Source organism: Pseudomonas sp., assembly GCF_050739775.1.
Taxonomy (GTDB): domain Bacteria; phylum Pseudomonadota; class Gammaproteobacteria; order Pseudomonadales; family Pseudomonadaceae; genus Aquipseudomonas.
In genome coordinates, this window is the sequence record NZ_JBOICA010000038.1 from 1 (window position 1) to 19,690 (window position 19,690).

Below are 19,690 nucleotides of genomic sequence, written 5' to 3' on the forward strand. Positions count from 1 at the left end.
AGGTGGCAGCCAGCTCATGCAGTTGGTGGCGCAACAGCCGCTTTGAGCTCAACCGAGTGCTGAACGTAGCGTGGTTTGACAGGATGGGTCTGGTGCGTCTCTCATAACCTCAATCTCTCGAACCGCCTGGTGCGGACCCGCATGCCGGGTGGTGTGGCAGGGGCGCGGCCTATGAAGGCCGCCCCCTATGCCGATTGTCTGGGTTTTGATTGAGTTGCGTGGGAGCCGTTTTAGCGGCGCGCTGCTGGCTTGGGAATATACGCGCAATACCCCGGCCGCGGTCCGATCCGCGGGTGGTTACGGCAGGTGTCCGGGCGCTTGTCATAAATGGTGCACATGCGACTTTTACGATCCAGATAGAGGCAATCGTCGTTGCTCATCTGCGCCAGGGTGAATATCCCCGACTTCTGGTTGAATCGCTGGATGATCCCGTCCTTCTGTAAACGCTTGGCAATGTTCTTCGGCGGCTCGCCCACCTCGAACTCGTCCACCACGCCCATGCGGATCAGGTCTTTGATTTTCACTTCCGTCGGCAAGGTGCAGCAGGTCGAGTTGCAGCCTCCGCACATATGGCTTTGGTACTTCTGCCAGGTTTCCAGGCGGTCGACTTCGGCGGCGGCAATCAGGGTCGGTTTCATCAGGTTCAGGTTTTAGATGTTCTGGTGGGCGCGCGATCATACCGGAGTTGGTCAAAATGTGAACAGCCATTTGCCGGTTCCACCAGCCCTGACCGCTGTTTTTGCACAGAAACTCCAGAACCTGCGCTGTCGATCTGTGTCGAACGGTCTAGGCTGAACAGTCTCCATCCGCATTCGTCAACTTGCCCGAGGACGTCGCATGTCTCAGGAACCACTCGCTCGTGACGCAGAGGTGGCCGCTTTTCGCACCGCTGTGCTGGACAAATTGACCTACGCGGTCGGCAAGGACCCGGAGCACGCCTTCGAACATGACTGGTTTGAGGCCATTGCCCTGGCAGCCCGTGATCACATGGTCGATCACTGGATGGACCACACCCGACAGATCTATCGCAAGAGCCAGAAGCGGGTGTACTACCTGTCGCTGGAGTTCCTCATCGGGCGCTTGCTGTACGACAGCTTGAGCAATCTGGGCCTGCTGGATATCGCCCGTGAGGCGCTGAGCGGCCTGGATGTCGATCTTGAGCGGATTCGCTTGCTGGAGCCGGATGCGGCCCTGGGTAACGGTGGCCTTGGGCGTCTGGCGGCGTGCTTCATGGAGAGCATGTCGACCTTGGGCATCGCTGCCCACGGTTATGGCATTCGCTACGAGCACGGCTTGTTCCGCCAGGCGGTGGTCGATGGCTGGCAGCAGGAGCAGACTGAGAACTGGCTGGATTTCGGCAACCCCTGGGAGTTTGAGCGGGCCGAGGTGATCTACCCGATCAGTTTCGGTGGCAGCGTCGAAACCGTGCATGACGCCAACGGCCAGCAACGCCAAGTGTGGTGGCCTGCCGAGACTGTACGGGCGGTAGCCTATGACACGCCGGTGGTCGGCTGGCGTGGCGCCAGTGTCAACACCTTGCGTCTGTGGCGGGCACGGGGGCTGGAAGAACTGCACCTGGAGCGATTCAACGCCGGCGACCACCTGGGCGCTGTGGCCGAGGTGGCCCGCGCCGAAAGCATCTCGCGGGTGCTGTACCCGGCCGACAGCACCGAGGCCGGCCAGGAGCTGCGCCTGCGTCAGGAGTACTTCTTCGTCTGCGCCTCGCTGCAGGACCTGCTGCGCCGTCACCTGAACATGCACGACAGCCTGCTCAACCTACCGCAGCAGGCGGCGATCCAGCTCAACGATACGCACCCTTCGATTGCGGTGGCCGAGCTGATGCGTTTGCTCGTCGACCAGCACGAAGTGCCATGGGACACGGCCTGGCAGTTGACCGTCGACACCCTGGCGTACACCAACCACACCCTGTTGCCCGAGGCCCTGGAAACCTGGCCGGTCGGCCTGATGGAGCGCATGCTGCCGCGGCACATGCAGATCATCTACCTGATCAATGCCTTTCACATCGACGCCCTGCGGGCCAAGGGCATCCATGATTTCGATGTGCTGCGCGCTGTGTCGCTGATCGAGGAAGACAACGGCAGGCGAGTGCGCATGGGCAACCTGGCGTTTCTCGGCTCGCACAGCGTCAATGGCGTGTCGGCGCTGCACAGCAAGTTGATGCGCAGTACGGTGTTCGCTGAACTGCACAAGCTCTACCCCGAGCGGATCAACAACAAGACCAATGGCATTACCTTCCGTCGCTGGCTGTATCAGGCCAACCCGCAACTGACCGGCATGCTGGTCGAGGCCCTGGGTGAAGACGTGCTCGACAACCCGCAGGGCCGCTTGCGCGACCTCGACCCCTTTGCTGACAAGGCGTCGTTCTGCAAGCAGTTCGCCGAGCAGCGGCTGCACAGCAAGAAGGCGCTGGCCAATCTGGTCCAGGAGCGCTTGGGCATTAGCGTCAACCCGCAAGCGTTGTTCGATGTGCAGGTCAAACGCATTCACGAGTACAAACGCCAGTTGCTCAACCTGCTGCACACCGTGGCCCTGTACCAGGCGATGCGCGCCGAGCCCGGTAGCGGCTGGGCACCGCGGGTGAAGATTTTCGCCGGCAAGGCGGCCGCCAGTTATCACCAGGCCAAGCTGATCATCAAGTTGAGCAACGACATCGCCCGGGTGGTGAACAACGACCCGACCGTGCGCGGCCTGCTCAAGGTGGTGTTCCTGCCCAACTACAACGTCAGCCTGGCCGAGAGCATCATCCCGGCGGCGGACCTCTCCGAGCAGATCTCCACTGCCGGTTACGAAGCCTCCGGCACCAGTAACATGAAGTTTGCGCTCAATGGCGCCCTGACCATTGGCACCCTGGACGGCGCCAACGTCGAGATGTGTGAGCAGGTGGGGGCCGAGAACATGTTCATCTTCGGCCTCACCGCGCAGCAGGTAGAGGCGCGCAAGCGCAGTGGCGACTTTGGTGCCAGTGCGGCGATCAGCGCCTCTTACCGACTCAATGACGTGCTCCAGGCTATTCGCAGCGGGGTGTTCTCCCCAGATGACCCGGCCCGTTACATGGGCCTGGTGGACTCGCTGGTGGCCCATGACCGCTTCCTGGTCTGCGCTGATTTCGATGCCTACTGGGAGGCTCAACTGCGTGTCGAGGCGCTCTGGCATGATCCCAAACAGTGGTGGCGCACCGCCGTGCTCAACACCGCGCGAATGGGCTGGTTCTCGTCGGACCGGACCATTCGCGAGTACGCCACGCAGATCTGGAAAGCCCTCGACTAAGCTGTGCGTGACGGCCCGGGCAGGGTGAACTCTCGGGCCAAAGTGCCGTCTGATCGGGCAAGCGTGTCGGATAGCTCGCTAGCGCTTCACTCTCCCTGTAAACTGCGGGGGTTTTTACTACCCTCTTCCTTCGGAGCCTTACATGTCCCGCGTTACCCTGAGTCGCTATTTGATTGAGCAGACCCGCAGCAACAGTACCCCTGCCGATCTGCGCTTCCTGATCGAAGTGGTGGCGCGTGCGTGCAAGGAGATCAGCCACAACGTTTCCAAGGGCGCCCTGGGTGGTGTTCTGGGCAGCATGGGCACCGAAAACGTGCAAGGCGAAGTTCAGAAGAAACTGGACGTGATTTCCAACGACATCCTGCTCGAAGCCAACGAGTGGGGCGGTCACCTGGCCGGCATGGCGTCCGAAGAAATGGACAATGCCTACCAGATCCCGGGCAAGTACCCGAAAGGTGCGTACCTGCTGGTGTTCGACCCACTGGATGGTTCGTCGAACATCGACGTCAACGTCTCGGTCGGCACCATCTTCTCGGTACTGCGTTGCCCTAACGAATACCTGAGCCAGAACGAAAGCCTCAACGAACAGGCCTTCCTGCAGCCGGGTACCAAGCAGGTTGCCGCCGGTTACGCGATCTATGGCCCGCAGACCATGCTGATCCTGACCCTGGGCAATGGCGTCAAGGGTTTCACCCTGGACCGCGAACTGGGCAGCTTCGTGCTGACCCACGAGAACATTCAGGTGCCGGAAACCACCGCCGAGTTCGCCATCAACATGTCCAACCAGCGTCACTGGGAAGAGCCGGTGACTCGCTATGTGGGCGAGCTGCTGGCGGGTGAGACCGGCCCGCTGAAAAAGAACTACAACATGCGCTGGATCGCCTCGATGGTTGCCGACGTGCACCGCATCCTGACCCGTGGCGGCTTGTTCATGTACCCACGTGATGCCCGTGAGCCTTCCAAGCCTGGCAAGCTGCGCCTGATGTACGAAGCCAATCCGATGTCCTTCATCATCGAACAGGCCGGCGGTGCCTCCACCGACGGCCGCCAGCGCATCCTCGACATCCAGCCAGAGAGTCTGCACCAGCGCGTAGCGGTGTTCCTCGGCTCCAAGCAGGAAGTCGAGCGCGTTACCGGTTATCACCAGGAGTAAGTCATGCTCGCACCTTGGCAGCCGTTACTGGAGTGGTGGTTCGGATGGGGCACCAGTCCCCAGGGCGTCGCTGACGAGAAGAGCACGCTGTGGTTCGGCAAGCACCACGATGGCGAAGCGCAAGAGCGTTTCGGCGATCTGGTCGAGCAGGCCCTGGCTGGGGGTCTGGACGAGTGGCTGCAAAGCCCTCAGGGCTGGCTTGGTCTGGTCCTCTTGCTCGACCAGCTACCGCGGATGATCCACCGCGACACGCCGCGGGCCTTCGATGGCGATCGGCGTGCCCAGGTGCTGGTAATGCAGGGTCTGGACAAGGCTTGGGATTACCAGCTGCTGCCGATCCAGCGGGTGTTCATCCTGCTGGTGCTGGAGCATGCTGAAGTGCTGGATTGGCAGAACATCAGTGTCGAACGTTATCAACTGTTGCTTGACGCTCAGCCAGATACTGACCGGCGTCTGTTCGAAGGCTTCCTCGACTATGCCGAACAGCACCAACGGGTGATCGCCCGGTTTGGCCGGTTCCCGCATCGCAATCTGGTTCTGAATCGGCCGAGTACCGATGATGAGATGGATTTTTTGCTGGAGCCTGGGTCGCGGTTCTGAGTTGAATTCAATCGCGGCGCAAGCCCGCTCCTACAGCTGTAGGGGCGGGCTTGCGCCGCGATAGCTTCACTCAGATTCGGAAGCTCCCCACCAATTGCTTCAACCGGTTGGCCTGATTCTCCAGGTCATTGCAGGCCCGCAAGGTCGCCTGCAGGTTCTCTACCCCTTCCTGATTCAGCGTATTGATCTCGGTGATGTCGACATTGATCGACTCGACCACGGCCGTCTGTTCTTCGGTCGCGGTGGCTACCGAGTGGTTCATGCCATCGATCTCGCCGATACGCTGGGTCACACTGCCCAGGCGTTCACCGGCCTGATTGGCAATGCCGACGCTGTGCTGGCTGTGGCTCTGGCTTTCGGTCATGGTGCTGACCGCTACCTGGGCGCCAGCCTGCAGTTCTTCGATGATGCGCTGAACCTGTTGCGCCGAGTCCTGGGTACGGTGAGCCAGGTTGCGCACCTCATCGGCGACCACGGCAAAGCCGCGTCCTGCCTCGCCGGCACGGGCCGCCTCGATGGCGGCGTTGAGCGCCAGCAGGTTGGTCTGCTGGGAAATGCCGCTGATCACTTCGAGGATCTGGCCAATGTTCACCGTGTTGGCATTGAGGGTCTCGATGTTGTCGCACGAGTCGCTGATCTTCGCCGACAGCTGGTTCATCACCTCGATGGTCTGTTCGACCACCTGCTGACCTTCTTCGGCCAGGTTGCGCGCATCGCTGGAATGCTGCGAGGCGAGGGCGGCGTTCTGGGCAATCTCCTGGGCCGCGGCGCCCAGCTGGTTGATGGCTGCGGCAACGCTGCTGGTACGGTTCGATTGCTGGTCGGCGTTATGGATCGAGGCGTTCGAAGCACTGATTACGCGCAAGGCGACTTCGTTGACCTGGCCGGTGGCCGAGGACACTTCACGGATCGACTCATGGATACGCTCGACAAAGCGGTTGAACGACTGGCCGAGGCTGCCGAATTCGTCCTGGCCGTGAATGCGCAGGCGGCGGGTGAGATCGCCTTCGCCTTCAGCGATGTCGTGCATAGCCCGACCCATGACGTGCAGCGGTTCCATCAATACGCGGATCAGCAGGCCAAGCAGGGCGATAATGATCAGCACTGCAATCACCGTAGCGACAATCGCCGAGGTGCGCAGTTCGCTGAGCATGGCGAAGGCGAAGTTCTGCTCGAGCACCAGCGCCACATACCAGTCGGCCGAGGGCACGCCGTTGACCTTGGTGAAGGTGATGAACTGTTGCTGACCTCCTTGTTCGGCCTCCTTCAGGCCGCTGCCGATCTGCGGGGTGTTCTGCGGGTAGGCTTCGCTGAGGTTTTTCAGCACCAGCTTGCTATCGGGGTGCACCAGGATCTTGCCGTCGCCGTTGACGATGAACGCCTGGCCGTGACCGTCGAAGTTCAGCGCGTTGATGAGTGCGCTGATGCTGCCCAGGTCGGTGTCGGCGCCGTTGACGCCGATCAGCCGGCCTTGGTGCTGCACCGGCGTGGCCAGGGTGATCACCAGCTTGTTCGCGGATGCCGAAATGTACGGCTCGGTGACGATGGTCTGGCCGGCGCTGCTGGCGGCCTTGTACCAGCCGCGTACGCGCGGATCATAGTCGGCAGCGCGGCTGCCCAATGGCACCGACTGCATATAGCCATCCTGGCCGCCGAAATAGGTCAGGAGGAAATTGCTGCTGTACACCGGCAGGTTCAGGCTGCGGGTCAGGCTGTCCTTGCTGGCGCCATCGACGGCCACTTGCTGGGACAGCGACTGCAGGATCTGCATGCGGCTTTGCAGCCAGGTCTGGATGTTGCTGCTGGTCAAACTGCCAAGTTCCTGCATGGAGGCCTCGGTATTGCTGCGCAGGGTCTGACGCTGGCGGTAATCGTTGAACAGGACAAAGCAGGTAAAGGCAACTGCGACCACCAGGGCGGCGGCGAGCAGAATCTTGTGGCTGAACTTCAGGTTTTTTGTCATTGCGAGGTCTGTCTGCACACGGCGGGTCAACGGGGATGGCGCGGCAATAGGTCGCAGCGCCTACCTGTGTCGTCCATTGAGGAAAAAAGATTAACCGCCTGATCGGTCTATACGACCAAAGGCAGGGAATTGGCGTCAGGAAAGCGCAAAGGCTCGGGAACCAGAGTCGCTTTTTCCCTTCTAAGCTGTCGGTAGGCCATTGCGCCTGCACCCTCATGTCCAGGAGTGACCCTTCATGTCGTTGCGTTCCCTCGCCCTGCTGTCCTTGTGCGTGTTTCTGACTGCGTGCAACAAGATCAACCAGGAAAACTATTCACAGCTCAAGGCCGGCATGGCCAAGGCCGAGGTCGAAAAGCTGCTCGGTACGCCTAAGGAGTGCTCCGGCGCACTGGGCATATCCAGCTGTACCTGGGGTGACGAAAAGAGTTTTATCAGCGTGCAGTACGCCGCCGACAAGGTACTGATGTATTCCGGGCAGGGACTCAAATGAAACGGCTGCACCTGCTGCTGGCCCTATGTGCCGGGCTGCTCCTGGGGGGCTGCGCCAACTCGGGCACGGGGCCGATACCGCCGAAGACGGTCGGCAACGTCGATCTCAAGCGTTACCAGGGAAAATGGTTTGAGCTGGCGCACCTGCCGATGTTTTTCCAGCGCGATTGCGCCCAGTCCGAGGCGCACTACAACCTCAAGCCGGACGGCTCGATGGGGGTGCTCAACCGCTGCTTGACCCTTGATGGCGAGTGGCAGGAAGCCAGTGGCAGCGCCACACCACAAGTCCCGGGCAAGACCGACAAGCTCTGGGTAGCGTTCGACAACTGGTTCTCGACAGTGCTGCCGGGGGCGGCCAGGGGTGAATACTGGGTGCTCTATGTCGGCGACGACTACCAGACCGCGCTGGTCGGCAACCCGGATCGCAAGTACCTATGGATTCTTTCGCGCAAGCCGACCGTTCCGGCCTGGCAGCGTGAAAGCCTGCTGGCCAAGGCACGCCAGCAAGGCTATGACACCAACCGCTTGATCTGGCGGGTGGCGGACAGAGACATGGCTGCGCGCAGGCCTTGAGGGGCATTGTGGGAGCGGATTCATCCGCGAAGGGTCGCAGCGCGGCCCCAAAACCGGGACTGCTGCGCAGTCCTTCGCGGATGAATCCGCTCCCATGGCTTGTGACCATTCAGCCCAGCAACGCCCGCAGCACTCCGGCAAACGCCTGGGCACTTTCTTCTTCCTGGGCATGTCGCCCCTGGCGCACCACCCACTGACCGTTAACCATCACATCACGCACCTGACGATCGCGGCCAGCAAACAGCCAGCGGTTGAGAATGCCATCCTCGCTGGCGGTCGCCAGATACGGATCGCTACCATCGAGCACCAGCCAGTCCGCCCGCTTGCCTACCGTCAACTCGCCAATCGGCTGCCCCAGTGCCTGGGCGCCACCGCTGAGGGCGGCGTCAAAGAGGGTGCGGCCAACCATCGGCTGGTCGCCGCGATAGAGGCGATTACGCCGCTGGTCACGCAGGCGCTGGCCATACTCCAGCCAACGCAATTCCTCTACAACGCTCAACGACACATGGCTATCGGAGCCAATACCCAGGCGACCGCCCTGGGCCAGGTAGTCGACCGCGGGGAAGATACCGTCACCGAGATTGGCTTCGGTAGTCAGGCACAGGCCAGCGACTGCGCCACTGCGGGCCATCAGCTCGACTTCGTCAGGTTTGGCATGGGTGGCATGCACCAGGCACCAGCGCTGATCGACTTCAGTGTTTTCGTACAGCCATTGCAGGGGGCGGCGTCCGCTCCAGGCCAGGCAGTCGTCGACTTCCTTTTGTTGCTCGGCGATATGGATGTGCACCGGGCAGGCCTTGTCACTGGCAGCCAGCACATGGGCAATCTGTTCCGGGGTGACAGCGCGCAGGGAGTGGAAGCACAGGCCCTGCGTTTGTGCGGGCTGCTTGGCCAGTAGCGGCGCCAAGCGCGATTGCAGGTTCAAGTACTGTTCGGTGCTGTTGATAAAGCGCCGCTGGCCATCATTCGGCGTCTGTCCGCCAAAACCTGAGTGGCTGTACAGCACCGGCAGCAAGGTCAGGCCGATGCCGCTGACGCTGGCCGCCTGGCTGATGCGCAAGGACAGCTCGGCCGGATCGGCATAGGCCTGGCCCTGGGTGTCATGATGTACATAGTGGAACTCGGCGACCGAGGTGTAACCGGCCTTGAGCATTTCGATGTACAGCTGGCGGGCGATGACCTGCAGCTGCTCGGGGCTGATCTTGCCGACCAGGCGGTACATCAATTCACGCCAGGTCCAGAAGCTGTCGTTGGGGTTGCCAGCAACCTCGGCCAGCCCGGCCATGGCGCGCTGGAACGCATGCGAGTGCAGGTTGGGCATGCCTGGCAGCAGTGGGCCGGCCAGACGCTCGGCGCCTTCAGCTGAGCCTGCGGCCTGGATGCTGGCCAGCAGGCCATCGGCGCCGACCTCAATTCGGACGTTTTCGGCCCAGCCCGTAGGCAGCAGAGCGCGCTCGGCAAAGAAGACGGACATCGATGCAACACCTCGTTGTGATTATTTGTATATACATATACAGACGTTTGCCTGCTGGGTAAACTCCGGCAAGCTACCGTTCATTCAATCGAACAAGGACATTTTTCGTGCCGACACCTCCTGTCTCCGCGCTGGTTGCCCAGATGGGCGAGGGGCCGGCGCCGCTGTATGCCCGGGTCAAGCAGATGATTGCCCAGCAGATCCAGAATGGCAGCTGGCCGCCGCACCATCGGGTGCCGTCGGAAAGCGAGCTGGTCAGCCAGTTGGGCTTCAGCCGCATGACCATCAATCGCGCCTTGCGTGAGCTGACCGCCGAGGGGCTGTTGGTGCGCATGCAAGGCGTCGGCACCTTCGTGGCCGAGCCCAAGACCCGCTCGGCGCTGTTCGAGGTCAATAACATTGCCGATGAGATCGCCGCCCGCGGGCATCAGCACAGTTGCCAGGTGATCACCCTCGCCGAGGAAACTGCCGGTTCCGAGCGCGCCCTGGCCCTGGATATGCGTGAAGGCCAGCGGGTGTTCCACTCGCTGATCGTTCATTACGAGAACGGCATTGCCGTGCAGATCGAAGACCGCTTCGTCAACGCGCAGATCGCCCCGGACTACCTCAAGCAAGACTTCACCCAGCAGACGCCTTACGCCTATCTGTCCCAGGTTGCGCCGCTGACCGAGGGCGAGCACGTGGTCGAGGCGATCCTCGCCGAGCCGGAAGAGTGCCGCTTGTTGCAAATCGAACAGGGCGAGCCATGCCTGTTGATCCGTCGTCGTACCTGGTCGGGCCGGCAACCGGTGACTGCCGCTCGTCTGATTCATCCCGGTTCCCGTCATCGTCTGGAAGGACGCTTCAGCAAATGAGCCAGTTGCAGGTTTTACGCGCCAAAGACTATCCCCGCATGCCGTGGAAGAACGGTGGCGGCAGCACCGAAGAGATCGCCCGCGATGCCGGTGAAAGCCTTGAGGGTTTCGGCTGGCGACTGTCGATTGCCGACATCGCCGAGTCGGGTGGTTTTTCCAGTTTCGCCGGTTATCAGCGGATCATCACCGTGCTCGAAGGCGAGGGCATGCGTCTGCAGGTCGATGGCCAGCCCACACGGCCGCTGTTGCCGTTCGATGCCTTTGCTTTCAGTGGCAAAAGCCAGGTCAGTTGCGCTTTGCTTGGCGGCTCGATTCGCGATTTCAACCTGATCTATGCCCCCGAGCGTTATCGTGCACGCCTGCAGTGGCTGGATGGCAGTCAGCGAGTGTTCAGTGCAGCTTCGACCCTGTTGCTGTTTGCCGCTGCTTCCCAAGTGGAAGTTGCGCTGGCCGGGCAGGGCGAACAAATTCTCGGACGCTACGACTGTTTGCATCTGCAAGGTAACGCCAACCTGCAGACCTTGAATGTGCAGGGCCGCTGCTGTCTGATCGAGCTGACAGCGTACTGAAATTGTTACGCCTCGGCCGAGCACGTCGGCTGAGGCTGTTACCGATTGACCCAAAGTGGTGCAACGCCACTGGTCGGTTTCACTTCACCGTTTATCCCCTCAATTTTTTTCTGCTCGCCAAAGCCAGGCGCTGCGGGGCTCTGGCACCTGCATTTCAGCCTGACAAGGCCCTCTCATGATGAGTTGGCACTTCAATTGCCTATGCTTGTACATACAAGTAAAGATGTGTTTGTATAAGTACCCATGACACACCCAATGCCTGGGTTGCCTTGGACTGATTGCTTAGGAGCCATTTCCGTGACTGACAACAACTTCAAGAAATTCCGTGACGTCGAAATCCGCGCTGCACGCGGCAACAAGCTGACCGCCAAAAGCTGGCTGACTGAAGCGCCGTTGCGCATGCTGATGAACAACCTCGACCCGGAAGTCGCAGAGAACCCAAAAGAGCTGGTGGTCTACGGCGGTATTGGCCGTGCCGCGCGTAACTGGGAGTGCTACGACAAGATCGTCGAGAGCCTGACCAACCTCAACGAAGACGAAACCCTGCTGGTGCAGTCGGGCAAGCCGGTCGGCGTGTTCAAGACCCACAGCAACGCCCCGCGCGTGCTGATCGCCAACTCCAACCTGGTACCGCACTGGGCCAACTGGGAGCACTTCAACGAACTGGATGCCAAGGGCCTGGCCATGTATGGCCAGATGACTGCCGGCAGCTGGATCTACATCGGCAGCCAAGGCATCGTTCAGGGCACCTACGAAACCTTCGTTGAAGCCGGTCGCCAGCACTACAACGGCAGCCTCCAGGGCAAGTGGGTACTGACCGCTGGCCTGGGTGGCATGGGCGGCGCCCAGCCTCTGGCCGCGACCCTGGCCGGCGCGTGCTCGCTGAACATCGAATGCCAGCAGAGTCGTATCGACTTCCGCCTGAGCAGCCGTTATGTCGACGAGCAGGCCAAGGACCTGGATGACGCCCTGGCGCGTATCGCCAAGTACACCGCCGAAGGCAAAGCCATCTCCATCGCCCTGCTGGGCAACGCCGCAGAAATTCTGCCTGAGCTGGTCAAACGTGGCGTGCGCCCGGACATGGTCACCGACCAGACCAGCGCCCACGACCCGCTCAACGGTTACCTGCCAGCCGGCTGGACCTGGGAGCAGTACCGCGACCGCGCGCAGACCGAGCCCGCTGCAGTGGTCAAGGCTGCCAAGCAATCCATGGCGGTGCATGTCAAAGCCATGCTCGAGTTCCAGAAGCAGGGCGTGCCGACCTTTGACTACGGCAACAACATCCGTCAGATGGCCAAGGAAGAGGGCGTGAGCAATGCCTTCGACTTCCCAGGCTTTGTACCGGCCTACATCCGTCCGCTGTTCTGCCGCGGCATCGGTCCGTTCCGCTGGGCGGCGCTGTCGGGTAATGCCGAAGACATCTACAAGACCGACGCCAAGGTCAAGGAACTGATCCCTGACGATGCTCACCTGCACAACTGGCTGGACATGGCCCGCGAGCGCATCAGCTTCCAGGGCCTGCCAGCGCGTATCTGCTGGGTAGGCTTGGGCCTGCGCGCCAAGCTCGGCCTGGCGTTCAACGAAATGGTGCGCAGCGGCGAACTGTCTGCCCCTATCGTTATCGGTCGCGACCACCTCGATTCGGGCTCGGTATCCAGCCCTAACCGCGAAACCGAGTCCATGCAGGATGGCTCCGATGCCGTCTCCGACTGGCCGCTGCTTAACGCCCTGCTCAACACCGCCAGTGGCGCGACCTGGGTTTCCCTGCACCACGGTGGTGGTGTCGGCATGGGCTTCTCGCAGCACTCGGGCATGGTCATCGTCTGCGACGGTACTGATGAGGCGGCCGCGCGTATCGCCCGCGTCCTGCACAACGACCCGGCCACCGGTGTCATGCGCCACGCCGATGCCGGTTACCAGATCGCCATCGACTGCGCCAAGGAACAAGGCTTGAACCTGCCGATGATCACAGGCTGATCTGCGGTAAATGGTTGATACTGATATCTATGCAGGCCAAAGCGCCTCACGAGTACGGAGCATTAACGTGACTGAATTGACCCTCAAGCCCGGCACCCTGACCCTGGCTCAGCTGCGTGCGATCTACCAGCAGCCGGTAAAACTCAAGCTGGATGCCAGCGCCGATCAGCAGATCGACGACAGCGTCGCTTGTGTCGAGCAGATCCTTGCGGAGAATCGCACCGCCTACGGCATCAATACCGGTTTTGGCCTGCTGGCTTCGACCCGCATCGCCAGCCACGACCTGGAAAACCTGCAGCGCTCGCTGGTGCTGTCCCATGCCGCAGGCGTTGGCCAGCCCATCGACGATGCCCTGGTACGGCTGATCATGGTGCTCAAGGTCAACAGCCTGAGCCGTGGCTTCTCCGGCATTCGCCGCAAGGTGATCGACGCGCTGATCGCCCTGATCAACGCCGAGGTCTACCCGCACATCCCGCTCAAAGGTTCGGTGGGCGCTTCCGGCGACCTCGCACCGCTGGCGCACATGTCGCTGGTGCTGCTCGGTGAAGGCAAGGCGCGCCACAACGGCCAATGGCTGTCGGCTACCGAAGCCCTGGCGGTTGCCGGCCTTGAGCCGCTGACCCTGGCGGCCAAGGAAGGTCTGGCGCTGCTCAATGGCACCCAGGCATCCACTGCCTATGCCTTGCGCGGTCTGTTTGAAGGCGAGGACCTGTACGCCGCTGCCACCTCGATCGGTGCCCTGACTGTCGAAGCCGTGCTTGGCTCACGCTCGCCATTCGATGCACGTATCCATGCCGCGCGTGGTCAGCGCGGCCAGATCGATGCTGCCGCCTGCTACCGCGACCTGCTCGGTGACGGCAGCGAAGTTTCGGCCTCTCACGAAAACTGCGGCAAGGTCCAGGACCCATACTCGCTACGCTGCCAGCCACAGGTCATGGGCGCTTGCCTGACCCAGCTGCGTCAGGCTGCCGAAGTGCTGGTGATCGAAGCTAACGCCGTGTCCGACAACCCGCTGGTGTTTGCCAACGAAGGTGACGTGATCTCCGGTGGCAACTTCCACGCCGAGCCGGTGGCCATGGCCGCCGACAACATGGCCCTGGCTATCGCCGAGATCGGCTCGCTGAGCGAACGCCGCATCTCGCTGATGATGGACAAGCACATGTCCCAGTTGCCGCCATTCCTGGTGGCCAATGGTGGGGTCAACTCCGGCTTCATGATCGCCCAGGTTACCGCCGCGGCGCTGGCCAGCGAGAACAAGGCCTTGGCCCATCCGCATAGCGTCGACAGCCTGCCGACCTCGGCCAACCAGGAAGACCACGTGTCGATGGCCCCGGCTGCCGGCAAGCGTCTCTGGGAAATGGCCGAAAACACCCGCGGCGTACTTGCTGTGGAGTGGCTGGCGGCTGCCCAGGGCCTGGACCTGCGCGAAGGCCTGAAAACCTCGCCGAAGCTGGAGCAGGCGCGTCAGGCCCTGCGTGGCAAGGTCGCTTTCTACGAGAAGGACCGTTTCTTCGCGCCAGACATCGAGGCGGCCATCGCCCTGCTGGCCGAAGGTTCCCTGACCGCTCTGCTGCCGGCCAAGGTCCTGCCTAGCCTGTGACTCCTGGGCTGGCCTTGCAGCCAGCCATCTGCCGCACGGACCCTTGCCGGTCCGTGCCGCTTTTCGCTTACAACAAAAACAGGACGCGAAATGCAATCTCAAGCTCAAGGACTCAAGCGCGGGCTCACCGCGCGTCACATTCGCTTCATGGCGCTGGGGTCGGCTATCGGCACCGGATTGTTCTACGGTTCTGCTGCAGCCATCCAGATGGCCGGCCCCGCGGTGCTGCTGGCCTATCTGATCGGCGGTGCGGCGGTGTTCATGGTTATGCGCGCACTGGGCGAGATGGCCGTACACAATCCGGTCTCCGGCTCGTTCGGCAGTTATGCCACCACCTATCTGGGACCGATGTCGGGTTTCATTCTGGGTTGGACCTATGCCTTTGAAATGATCATTGTCTGCATTGCCGACGTGACCGCTTTCGGCATTTATATGGGCTTCTGGTTTCCGGAGGTGGCCCGTTGGATCTGGGTGCTGGGCATCGTCTTCCTGATCGGCGGCCTGAACCTGTGCAATGTCAAGGTCTTCGGCGAGATGGAGTTCTGGTTGTCGCTGCTCAAGGTCGGCGCTATCGTCGCGATGATTCTGGCTGGCTTCGGCATCATGATCTTCGGCCTGAACAACGCCAGTGCCGAAAACGCCGTTGGTATCAGCAACCTGTTCGCCCATGGCGGCTTCATGCCCAATGGTATTGGTGGCCTGATCGCATCGCTTGCCGTGGTGATGTTCGCTTTCGGCGGCATCGAGATCATCGGCATCACCGCCGGTGAGGCCAAGGACCCGCAGCGGGTGCTCCCCAAGGCGATCAACGCCGTCCCCATACGCATTCTGCTGTTCTATGTTCTGACCCTGTTCGTGCTGATGTGCCTGTATCCGTGGCCGCAGATCGGCAGCCAGGGCAGCCCGTTCGTGCAGATCTTCAGCAACCTGGGGATTGGCTCGGCAGCCGCCGTGCTGAATATCGTGGTGATCTCGGCCGCGGTGTCGGCCATCAACAGCGATATCTTTGGCGCCGGACGCATGATGTACGGTCTGGCCCAGCAGGGCCATGCACCCAAGGGCTTCGCGAAAATCTCCCGTCACGGCGTGCCGTGGATGACCGTGCTGGTCATGGGCGTGGCCTTGCTTGGTGGTGTGGTGCTCAACTACCTGATCCCGGAAAACGTGTTCCTGCTGATCGCCTCGATCGCCACCTTTGCGACCGTCTGGGTCTGGCTGATGATCCTGGTGACCCAGGTCGCCATGCGTCGCAGTATGAGCCGGGAAGAAGTGGCAGAGCTCAAGTTTCCTGTGCCGTTCTGGCCCTACGGCCCGGCGGCGGCGATTGCCTTCATGCTGTTCGTGTTCGGCGTGCTTGGCTACTTCCCTGATACTCAGGCAGCGCTGCTGGTCGGCGTGGTCTGGGTACTGTTCCTGGTCGCCTCCTACCTGCTGTGGTGTAAGCCGCGGGCAGCGAAAGGCGAGGTGCCGCTGGCCTAGGATCCTTCTCAACTTCAGCGCTAGAAACGGAGAGATTGCATGAAAACCCTCTGGCAGCACTGCCATGTGGCGAGCATGGCCCAAGGCACTTACTCGATCATCGAGGACGCGGCGATCGTCACCTGCGCCGGTCACATCGAGTGGATCGGCCCGCGCCAGTCGCTGCCGGCCCTGAGCGCTGACAGAACCGTGGACCTGGGCGGCGCCTGGGTCACCCCGGGCCTGATCGATTGCCACACCCACGCGGTGTTCGGCGGCAATCGCAGCGGCGAATTCGAGCAGCGCCTGCAAGGGGTCAGCTATGCCGAGATCGCCGCACAGGGCGGTGGCATTGCCAGCACCGTGCGGGCTACCCGGGCCGCCAGCGAAGAAGAACTGTTCGGCAGTGCCCGCCAGCGGGTCCAGGCGTTGCTGCGTGATGGCGTCACCACTCTGGAGATCAAGTCCGGCTATGGCCTGGACCTGACCAGCGAGCGCAAGCTGCTCAAGGTCATTCGCCGTCTCGGTGAGGAATTGCCGCTGACCGTGCGCAGCACTTACCTGGCGGCCCATGCCTTGCCGCCGGAGTACAAGGATCGGGCTGACGATTACATCAGCCATATCTGCGACGAGATGCTTCCGGCCCTGGCGGCCGAGGGACTGGTCGATGCCGTGGATGCCTTCTGCGAGTACCTGGCCTTTTCCCCGGCCCAGGTCGAGCGGGTGTTCATCAAGGCACGTGAGTTGAAGCTGCCGGTGAAGCTGCATGCCGAGCAACTGTCGTCGTTGGCCGGTTCCAGTCTGGCGGCGCGCTACCAGGCGCTGTCGGCCGATCACCTGGAATTCATGACCGAGGACGATGCCATTGCCATGGCGGCGGCTGGCACCGTTGCGGTGCTGTTGCCCGGTGCGTTCTACTTCTTGCGCGAGACCCAACTGCCGCCGATGGACGCTTTGCGCAAGCACGGGGTGAAGATGGCCATCGCCAGTGACCTGAACCCCGGCACTTCGCCGGCGCTTTCGCTGCGGCTGATGCTGAACATGGCCTGTACCCTGTTCCGCATGACGCCAGAGGAAGCCTTGGCTGGCGTCACCACTCATGCCGCAACTGCGCTGGGGTTGGGCAACAGCCACGGCTCGCTGGAAGTGGGCAAGGTGGCCGATTTTGTTGCCTGGCAAATCGAGCGTCCGGCGGATCTGTGCTACTGGCTGGGAGGTGACCTGCCCAAGCGGGTGGTGCGCCTGGGCCGTGAAGTTTTCAATTGAAGGAGGGCCTATGGGCAAGGTACTGAGTTTTCATCAGGGCAGCCTTCCGCTGCTGATCAGCATGCCTCACGCTGGCCTGCGCTTGACGCCAGTGGTCAAGGCCGGGCTGGTGGCGCAGGCGCAGAGCCTGCCCGATACCGACTGGCATATCCCGCAGCTGTATGATTTTGCCCGTGAGCTGGGGGTCAGCGTGGTGGCGGCCGAGTACTCGCGCTTTGTCATCGACCTGAACCGCCCGGACGACGACAAGCCGCTGTACGTCGGGGCTACCACCGGCCTGTACCCGGCCACCTTGTTCGAGGGCGAGCCACTGTTCCAGGCTGGCAAGGAACCGTCGGCAGAAGAGCGGGCGGAGTACCTGGACGGTATCTGGCGGCCTTATCACGACACGATTCGGCGTGAGCTGGCGCGCCTGCGCGAGCAGTTTGGCTACGCGCTGCTCTGGGATGCCCACTCGATCCGTTCGCACATCCCGCACCTGTTCGAAGGCAAGCTGCCGGACTTCAACCTCGGCACCTTTAATGGCGCCAGTTGCGATCCTCAGCTGGCCGAGCGCCTGCGTGGCGTCTGCGCGAAGGCCGAACAGTACAGTCATGTACTCAATGGCCGCTTCAAGGGTGGGCATATCACCCGTCACTATGGCGACCCGGCCAACAACATCCATGCGGTGCAGCTGGAGCTGGCGCAGAGTACTTATATGGAGGAGGTTGAGCCGTTCAAGTACCGCGAGGACCTGGCCCAGCCGACTCAGATGGTGTTGCGCCAGTTGCTGGAGACGGTACTGGCCTGGGGCAAGGGTCGTTACCAGGCTTGAGACCGGCTTGACCCGCGATAGAGCCCTGAAGAACAACACAGGTACATGCTCAAAGCGCAATTCAGGTTTATGATGCCCAACGGCAGAATAATTCCCCACACGGAGTGCGTAATGCAGACCTTGTACCCGCAGATCAAACCCTACGCCCGGCACGATCTGGCCGTGGAAGCACCGCATGTGCTGTATGTCGACGAGAGCGGTTCGCCGGAAGGTCTGCCGGTGCTGTTCATTCATGGTGGCCCGGGCGCCGGCTGCGATGCCCAGAGCCGCTGCTACTTCGATCCCAATCTGTACCGGATCATCACCTTCGATCAGCGCGGCTGCGGTCGCTCGACCCCCCATGCCAGCCTGGAAAACAACACCACCTGGCACCTGGTCGAAGACATGGAGCGCATCCGCAAGCATTTGGGCATCGACAAGTGGCTGCTGTTCGGCGGCTCCTGGGGCTCGACCCTGGCCCTGGCTTACGCCCAGACCCACCCCGAACGCGTTCACGGTCTGATCCTGCGCGGCATCTTCCTGTGCCGCCCGCAAGAGATCGAGTGGTTTTATCAGGCCGGCGCCAGCCGCCTGTTCCCGGACTACTGGCAAGACTACATCGCGCCGATCCCGGCCGAAGAGCGCGGTGACCTGGTCAAGGCTTTCCACAAACGCCTGACCGGCAACGACCAGATTGCCCAGATGCATGCGGCCAAGGCTTGGTCGACCTGGGAAGGGCGCACCGCAACCCTGCGGCCTAACCCGCTGGTGGTTGACCGTTTCTCCGAGCCGCAGCGTGCATTGTCGATCGCCCGCATCGAATGCCACTACTTCACCAACAGTGCCTTCCTCGAGCCAGACCAACTGATCCGCGACATGCCCAAGATCGCCCACCTGCCGGCGGTTATCGTGCATGGTCGCTACGACGTGATCTGCCCGCTGGACAATGCCTGGGAACTGCACCAAGCCTGGCCGAACAGTGAGCTGAAGGTGATTCGCGACGCCGGCCATGCCGCCTCAGAACCCGGAATCACTGACGCCCTGGTGCGTGCTGCCGACCAGATGGCCCGACGCTTGCTCGACTTGCCCCTGGAAGAGGCATGAAGGGGCTGCTGCAGCGCGTGCGTGGCGCGCGGGTAGATGTCGAAGGCAAGACCGTAGGGGCAATCGACCAGGGCCTGCTGGTACTGGTCGCGGTTGAGCCCGGCGATACCCGGGTGCACGCTGAAAAACTGCTGCACAAGCTGCTCAACTACCGGGTGTTCAGCGATCCCCAGGGCAAGATGAACCTGTCGCTCAAGGATATTGGCGGCGGCTTGTTGCTGGTGTCGCAGTTCACCCTGGCCGCCGACACCCAGAACGGCCTGCGCCCGAGTTTTTCCACGGCGGCGCCACCGGCCCTTGGCGCGGAGCTTTTCGACTATTTGCTGGCCCAGGCGCAGGTGCAACATGCCACGGTTGCCAGTGGTCAGTTCGGGGCTGACATGCAGGTGCATCTGGTCAATGATGGCCCCGTAACATTTATGTTACAAATATGAGGGCAAAAAACCCCTGTTTGCAGGAAAACAAGGGGTTTTGTAGCATAAATAGTTGCTTTGGCCTGATGCGTTGTAACGCGGCCTACTGGATAATC

General features: G+C 61.8%; 17 protein-coding genes and 1 pseudogene. 14 read left to right on the plus strand and 4 right to left on the minus strand.

What is annotated here, in order from left to right; translation table 11 throughout:
- Positions 1-230: 230 nt before the first annotated feature.
- Positions 231-638, minus strand: coding sequence for a YkgJ family cysteine cluster protein (locus tag ACRESH_RS18870; RefSeq protein WP_038615479.1), 408 nt, complete (start codon positions 636-638; stop codon positions 231-233).
- A 199-nt stretch (positions 639-837) separates the two neighbouring features.
- Here ACRESH_RS18870 and ACRESH_RS18875 point away from each other — a divergent pair, with 199 nt between their 5' ends.
- From ACRESH_RS18875 to ACRESH_RS18885, 3 genes are all read left to right on the plus strand, one after another.
- On the plus strand, positions 838-3,288 hold the full coding sequence (locus ACRESH_RS18875; protein ID WP_431743396.1) for a glycogen/starch/alpha-glucan phosphorylase: 2,451 nt from the start codon (positions 838-840) through the stop codon (positions 3,286-3,288).
- Positions 3,289-3,430: 142 nt separating this feature from the next.
- A complete protein-coding gene (locus tag ACRESH_RS18880) occupies positions 3,431-4,441 on the plus strand; it encodes a class 1 fructose-bisphosphatase (RefSeq protein WP_431743397.1) in 1,011 nt (336 codons plus the stop codon).
- Positions 4,442-4,444: 3 nt separating this feature from the next.
- The gene (locus ACRESH_RS18885) at positions 4,445-5,041 is read left to right on the plus strand and encodes a DUF924 family protein (protein ID WP_431743398.1); all 597 of its coding nucleotides are present in this window, start codon (positions 4,445-4,447) and stop codon (positions 5,039-5,041) included.
- Between the two features lie 70 nt (positions 5,042-5,111).
- Here the strand turns inward: ACRESH_RS18885 and ACRESH_RS18890 are convergent, their stop codons facing one another.
- On the minus strand, positions 5,112-5,942 hold the full coding sequence (locus tag ACRESH_RS18890) for a methyl-accepting chemotaxis protein (RefSeq protein ID WP_431743431.1): 831 nt from the start codon (positions 5,940-5,942) through the stop codon (positions 5,112-5,114).
- A gap of 24 nt (positions 5,943-5,966) precedes the next feature.
- Positions 5,967-7,004: pseudogene (locus ACRESH_RS18895) on the minus strand (HAMP domain-containing protein); the annotation flags it as partial.
- A 235-nt stretch (positions 7,005-7,239) separates the two neighbouring features.
- On the opposite strand from ACRESH_RS18895, the gene bamE reads away from it, so the two are divergent.
- Both bamE and ACRESH_RS18905 read left to right on the plus strand, forming a co-directional pair.
- Positions 7,240-7,494, plus strand: coding sequence for an outer membrane protein assembly factor BamE domain-containing protein (gene bamE, locus ACRESH_RS18900; protein ID WP_431743399.1), 255 nt, complete (start codon positions 7,240-7,242; stop codon positions 7,492-7,494).
- Entirely contained in the window at positions 7,491-8,066 is a 576-nt protein-coding gene (locus tag ACRESH_RS18905) for a lipocalin family protein (protein ID WP_431743400.1), read from the plus strand. The genes bamE and ACRESH_RS18905 overlap by 4 nt, the downstream gene beginning before the upstream one ends.
- A 109-nt stretch (positions 8,067-8,175) precedes the next feature.
- Here ACRESH_RS18905 and ACRESH_RS18910 read toward each other — a convergent pair whose 3' ends face one another.
- A complete protein-coding gene (locus ACRESH_RS18910; RefSeq protein WP_431743401.1) occupies positions 8,176-9,540 on the minus strand; it encodes a formimidoylglutamate deiminase in 1,365 nt (454 codons plus the stop codon).
- A gap of 143 nt (positions 9,541-9,683) precedes the next feature.
- Between ACRESH_RS18910 and hutC the strand changes: the two genes are divergently transcribed.
- The 9 genes from hutC to dtd all read left to right on the plus strand — a co-directional run bounded on the left by hutC (position 9,684) and on the right by dtd (position 19,595).
- Complete coding sequence (hutC, locus tag ACRESH_RS18915; RefSeq protein WP_431743432.1) at positions 9,684-10,394, plus strand: histidine utilization repressor; 711 nt, start codon at positions 9,684-9,686, stop codon at positions 10,392-10,394.
- Positions 10,391-10,963, plus strand: a complete 573-nt coding sequence (locus ACRESH_RS18920; protein WP_431743402.1) for a HutD/Ves family protein — start codon at positions 10,391-10,393, stop codon at positions 10,961-10,963. The genes hutC and ACRESH_RS18920 overlap by 4 nt, the downstream gene beginning before the upstream one ends.
- 297 nt (positions 10,964-11,260) lie before the next feature.
- The gene (gene hutU / locus ACRESH_RS18925) at positions 11,261-12,940 is read left to right on the plus strand and encodes a urocanate hydratase (protein WP_431743403.1); all 1,680 of its coding nucleotides are present in this window, start codon (positions 11,261-11,263) and stop codon (positions 12,938-12,940) included.
- A gap of 67 nt (positions 12,941-13,007) precedes the next feature.
- A complete protein-coding gene (gene hutH / locus ACRESH_RS18930) occupies positions 13,008-14,540 on the plus strand; it encodes a histidine ammonia-lyase (RefSeq protein WP_431743404.1) in 1,533 nt (510 codons plus the stop codon).
- 90 nt (positions 14,541-14,630) lie between these two features.
- Positions 14,631-16,019 carry an amino acid permease gene (locus ACRESH_RS18935; RefSeq protein WP_431743405.1) on the plus strand — a complete coding sequence of 463 codons (1,389 nt, stop codon included), beginning with the start codon at positions 14,631-14,633 and terminating at the stop codon, positions 16,017-16,019.
- Between the two features lie 39 nt (positions 16,020-16,058).
- Complete coding sequence (gene hutI, locus ACRESH_RS18940; RefSeq protein WP_431743406.1) at positions 16,059-17,264, plus strand: imidazolonepropionase; 1,206 nt, start codon at positions 16,059-16,061, stop codon at positions 17,262-17,264.
- 10 nt (positions 17,265-17,274) lie between these two features.
- Positions 17,275-18,078, plus strand: a complete 804-nt coding sequence (gene hutG, locus ACRESH_RS18945) for an N-formylglutamate deformylase (protein ID WP_431743407.1) — start codon at positions 17,275-17,277, stop codon at positions 18,076-18,078.
- A 111-nt stretch (positions 18,079-18,189) separates the two neighbouring features.
- A complete protein-coding gene (gene pip, locus ACRESH_RS18950; RefSeq protein WP_431743408.1) occupies positions 18,190-19,161 on the plus strand; it encodes a prolyl aminopeptidase in 972 nt (323 codons plus the stop codon).
- The gene (gene dtd, locus ACRESH_RS18955; RefSeq protein ID WP_431743409.1) at positions 19,158-19,595 is read left to right on the plus strand and encodes a D-aminoacyl-tRNA deacylase; all 438 of its coding nucleotides are present in this window, start codon (positions 19,158-19,160) and stop codon (positions 19,593-19,595) included. Before pip ends, dtd begins: the two co-directional genes overlap by 4 nt.
- Positions 19,596-19,690 lie beyond the last annotated feature (95 nt).

What these genes read in the sequence shown, in the direction of transcription:
- hutG (WP_431743407.1), top strand. Translation starts at nt 17,275, where the DNA reads ATGGGCAAGGTACTGAGTTTTCATCAGGGCAGCCTTCCGCTGCTGATC.
- pip (WP_431743408.1), top strand. Translation starts at nt 18,190, where the DNA reads ATGCAGACCTTGTACCCGCAGATCAAACCCTACGCCCGGCACGATCTG.
- hutI (WP_431743406.1), top strand. Translation starts at nt 16,059, where the DNA reads ATGAAAACCCTCTGGCAGCACTGCCATGTGGCGAGCATGGCCCAAGGC.
- ACRESH_RS18905 (WP_431743400.1), top strand. Translation starts at nt 7,491, where the DNA reads ATGAAACGGCTGCACCTGCTGCTGGCCCTATGTGCCGGGCTGCTCCTG.
- ACRESH_RS18885 (WP_431743398.1), top strand. Translation starts at nt 4,445, where the DNA reads ATGCTCGCACCTTGGCAGCCGTTACTGGAGTGGTGGTTCGGATGGGGC.
- ACRESH_RS18875 (WP_431743396.1), top strand. Translation starts at nt 838, where the DNA reads ATGTCTCAGGAACCACTCGCTCGTGACGCAGAGGTGGCCGCTTTTCGC.
- ACRESH_RS18870 (WP_038615479.1), bottom strand. Translation starts at nt 638, where the DNA reads ATGAAACCGACCCTGATTGCCGCCGCCGAAGTCGACCGCCTGGAAACC.
- hutC (WP_431743432.1), top strand. Translation starts at nt 9,684, where the DNA reads ATGGGCGAGGGGCCGGCGCCGCTGTATGCCCGGGTCAAGCAGATGATT.
- ACRESH_RS18880 (WP_431743397.1), top strand. Translation starts at nt 3,431, where the DNA reads ATGTCCCGCGTTACCCTGAGTCGCTATTTGATTGAGCAGACCCGCAGC.
- ACRESH_RS18910 (WP_431743401.1), bottom strand. Translation starts at nt 9,540, where the DNA reads ATGTCCGTCTTCTTTGCCGAGCGCGCTCTGCTGCCTACGGGCTGGGCC.
- bamE (WP_431743399.1), top strand. Translation starts at nt 7,240, where the DNA reads ATGTCGTTGCGTTCCCTCGCCCTGCTGTCCTTGTGCGTGTTTCTGACT.
- ACRESH_RS18920 (WP_431743402.1), top strand. Translation starts at nt 10,391, where the DNA reads ATGAGCCAGTTGCAGGTTTTACGCGCCAAAGACTATCCCCGCATGCCG.
- dtd (WP_431743409.1), top strand. Translation starts at nt 19,158, where the DNA reads ATGAAGGGGCTGCTGCAGCGCGTGCGTGGCGCGCGGGTAGATGTCGAA.
- ACRESH_RS18935 (WP_431743405.1), top strand. Translation starts at nt 14,631, where the DNA reads ATGCAATCTCAAGCTCAAGGACTCAAGCGCGGGCTCACCGCGCGTCAC.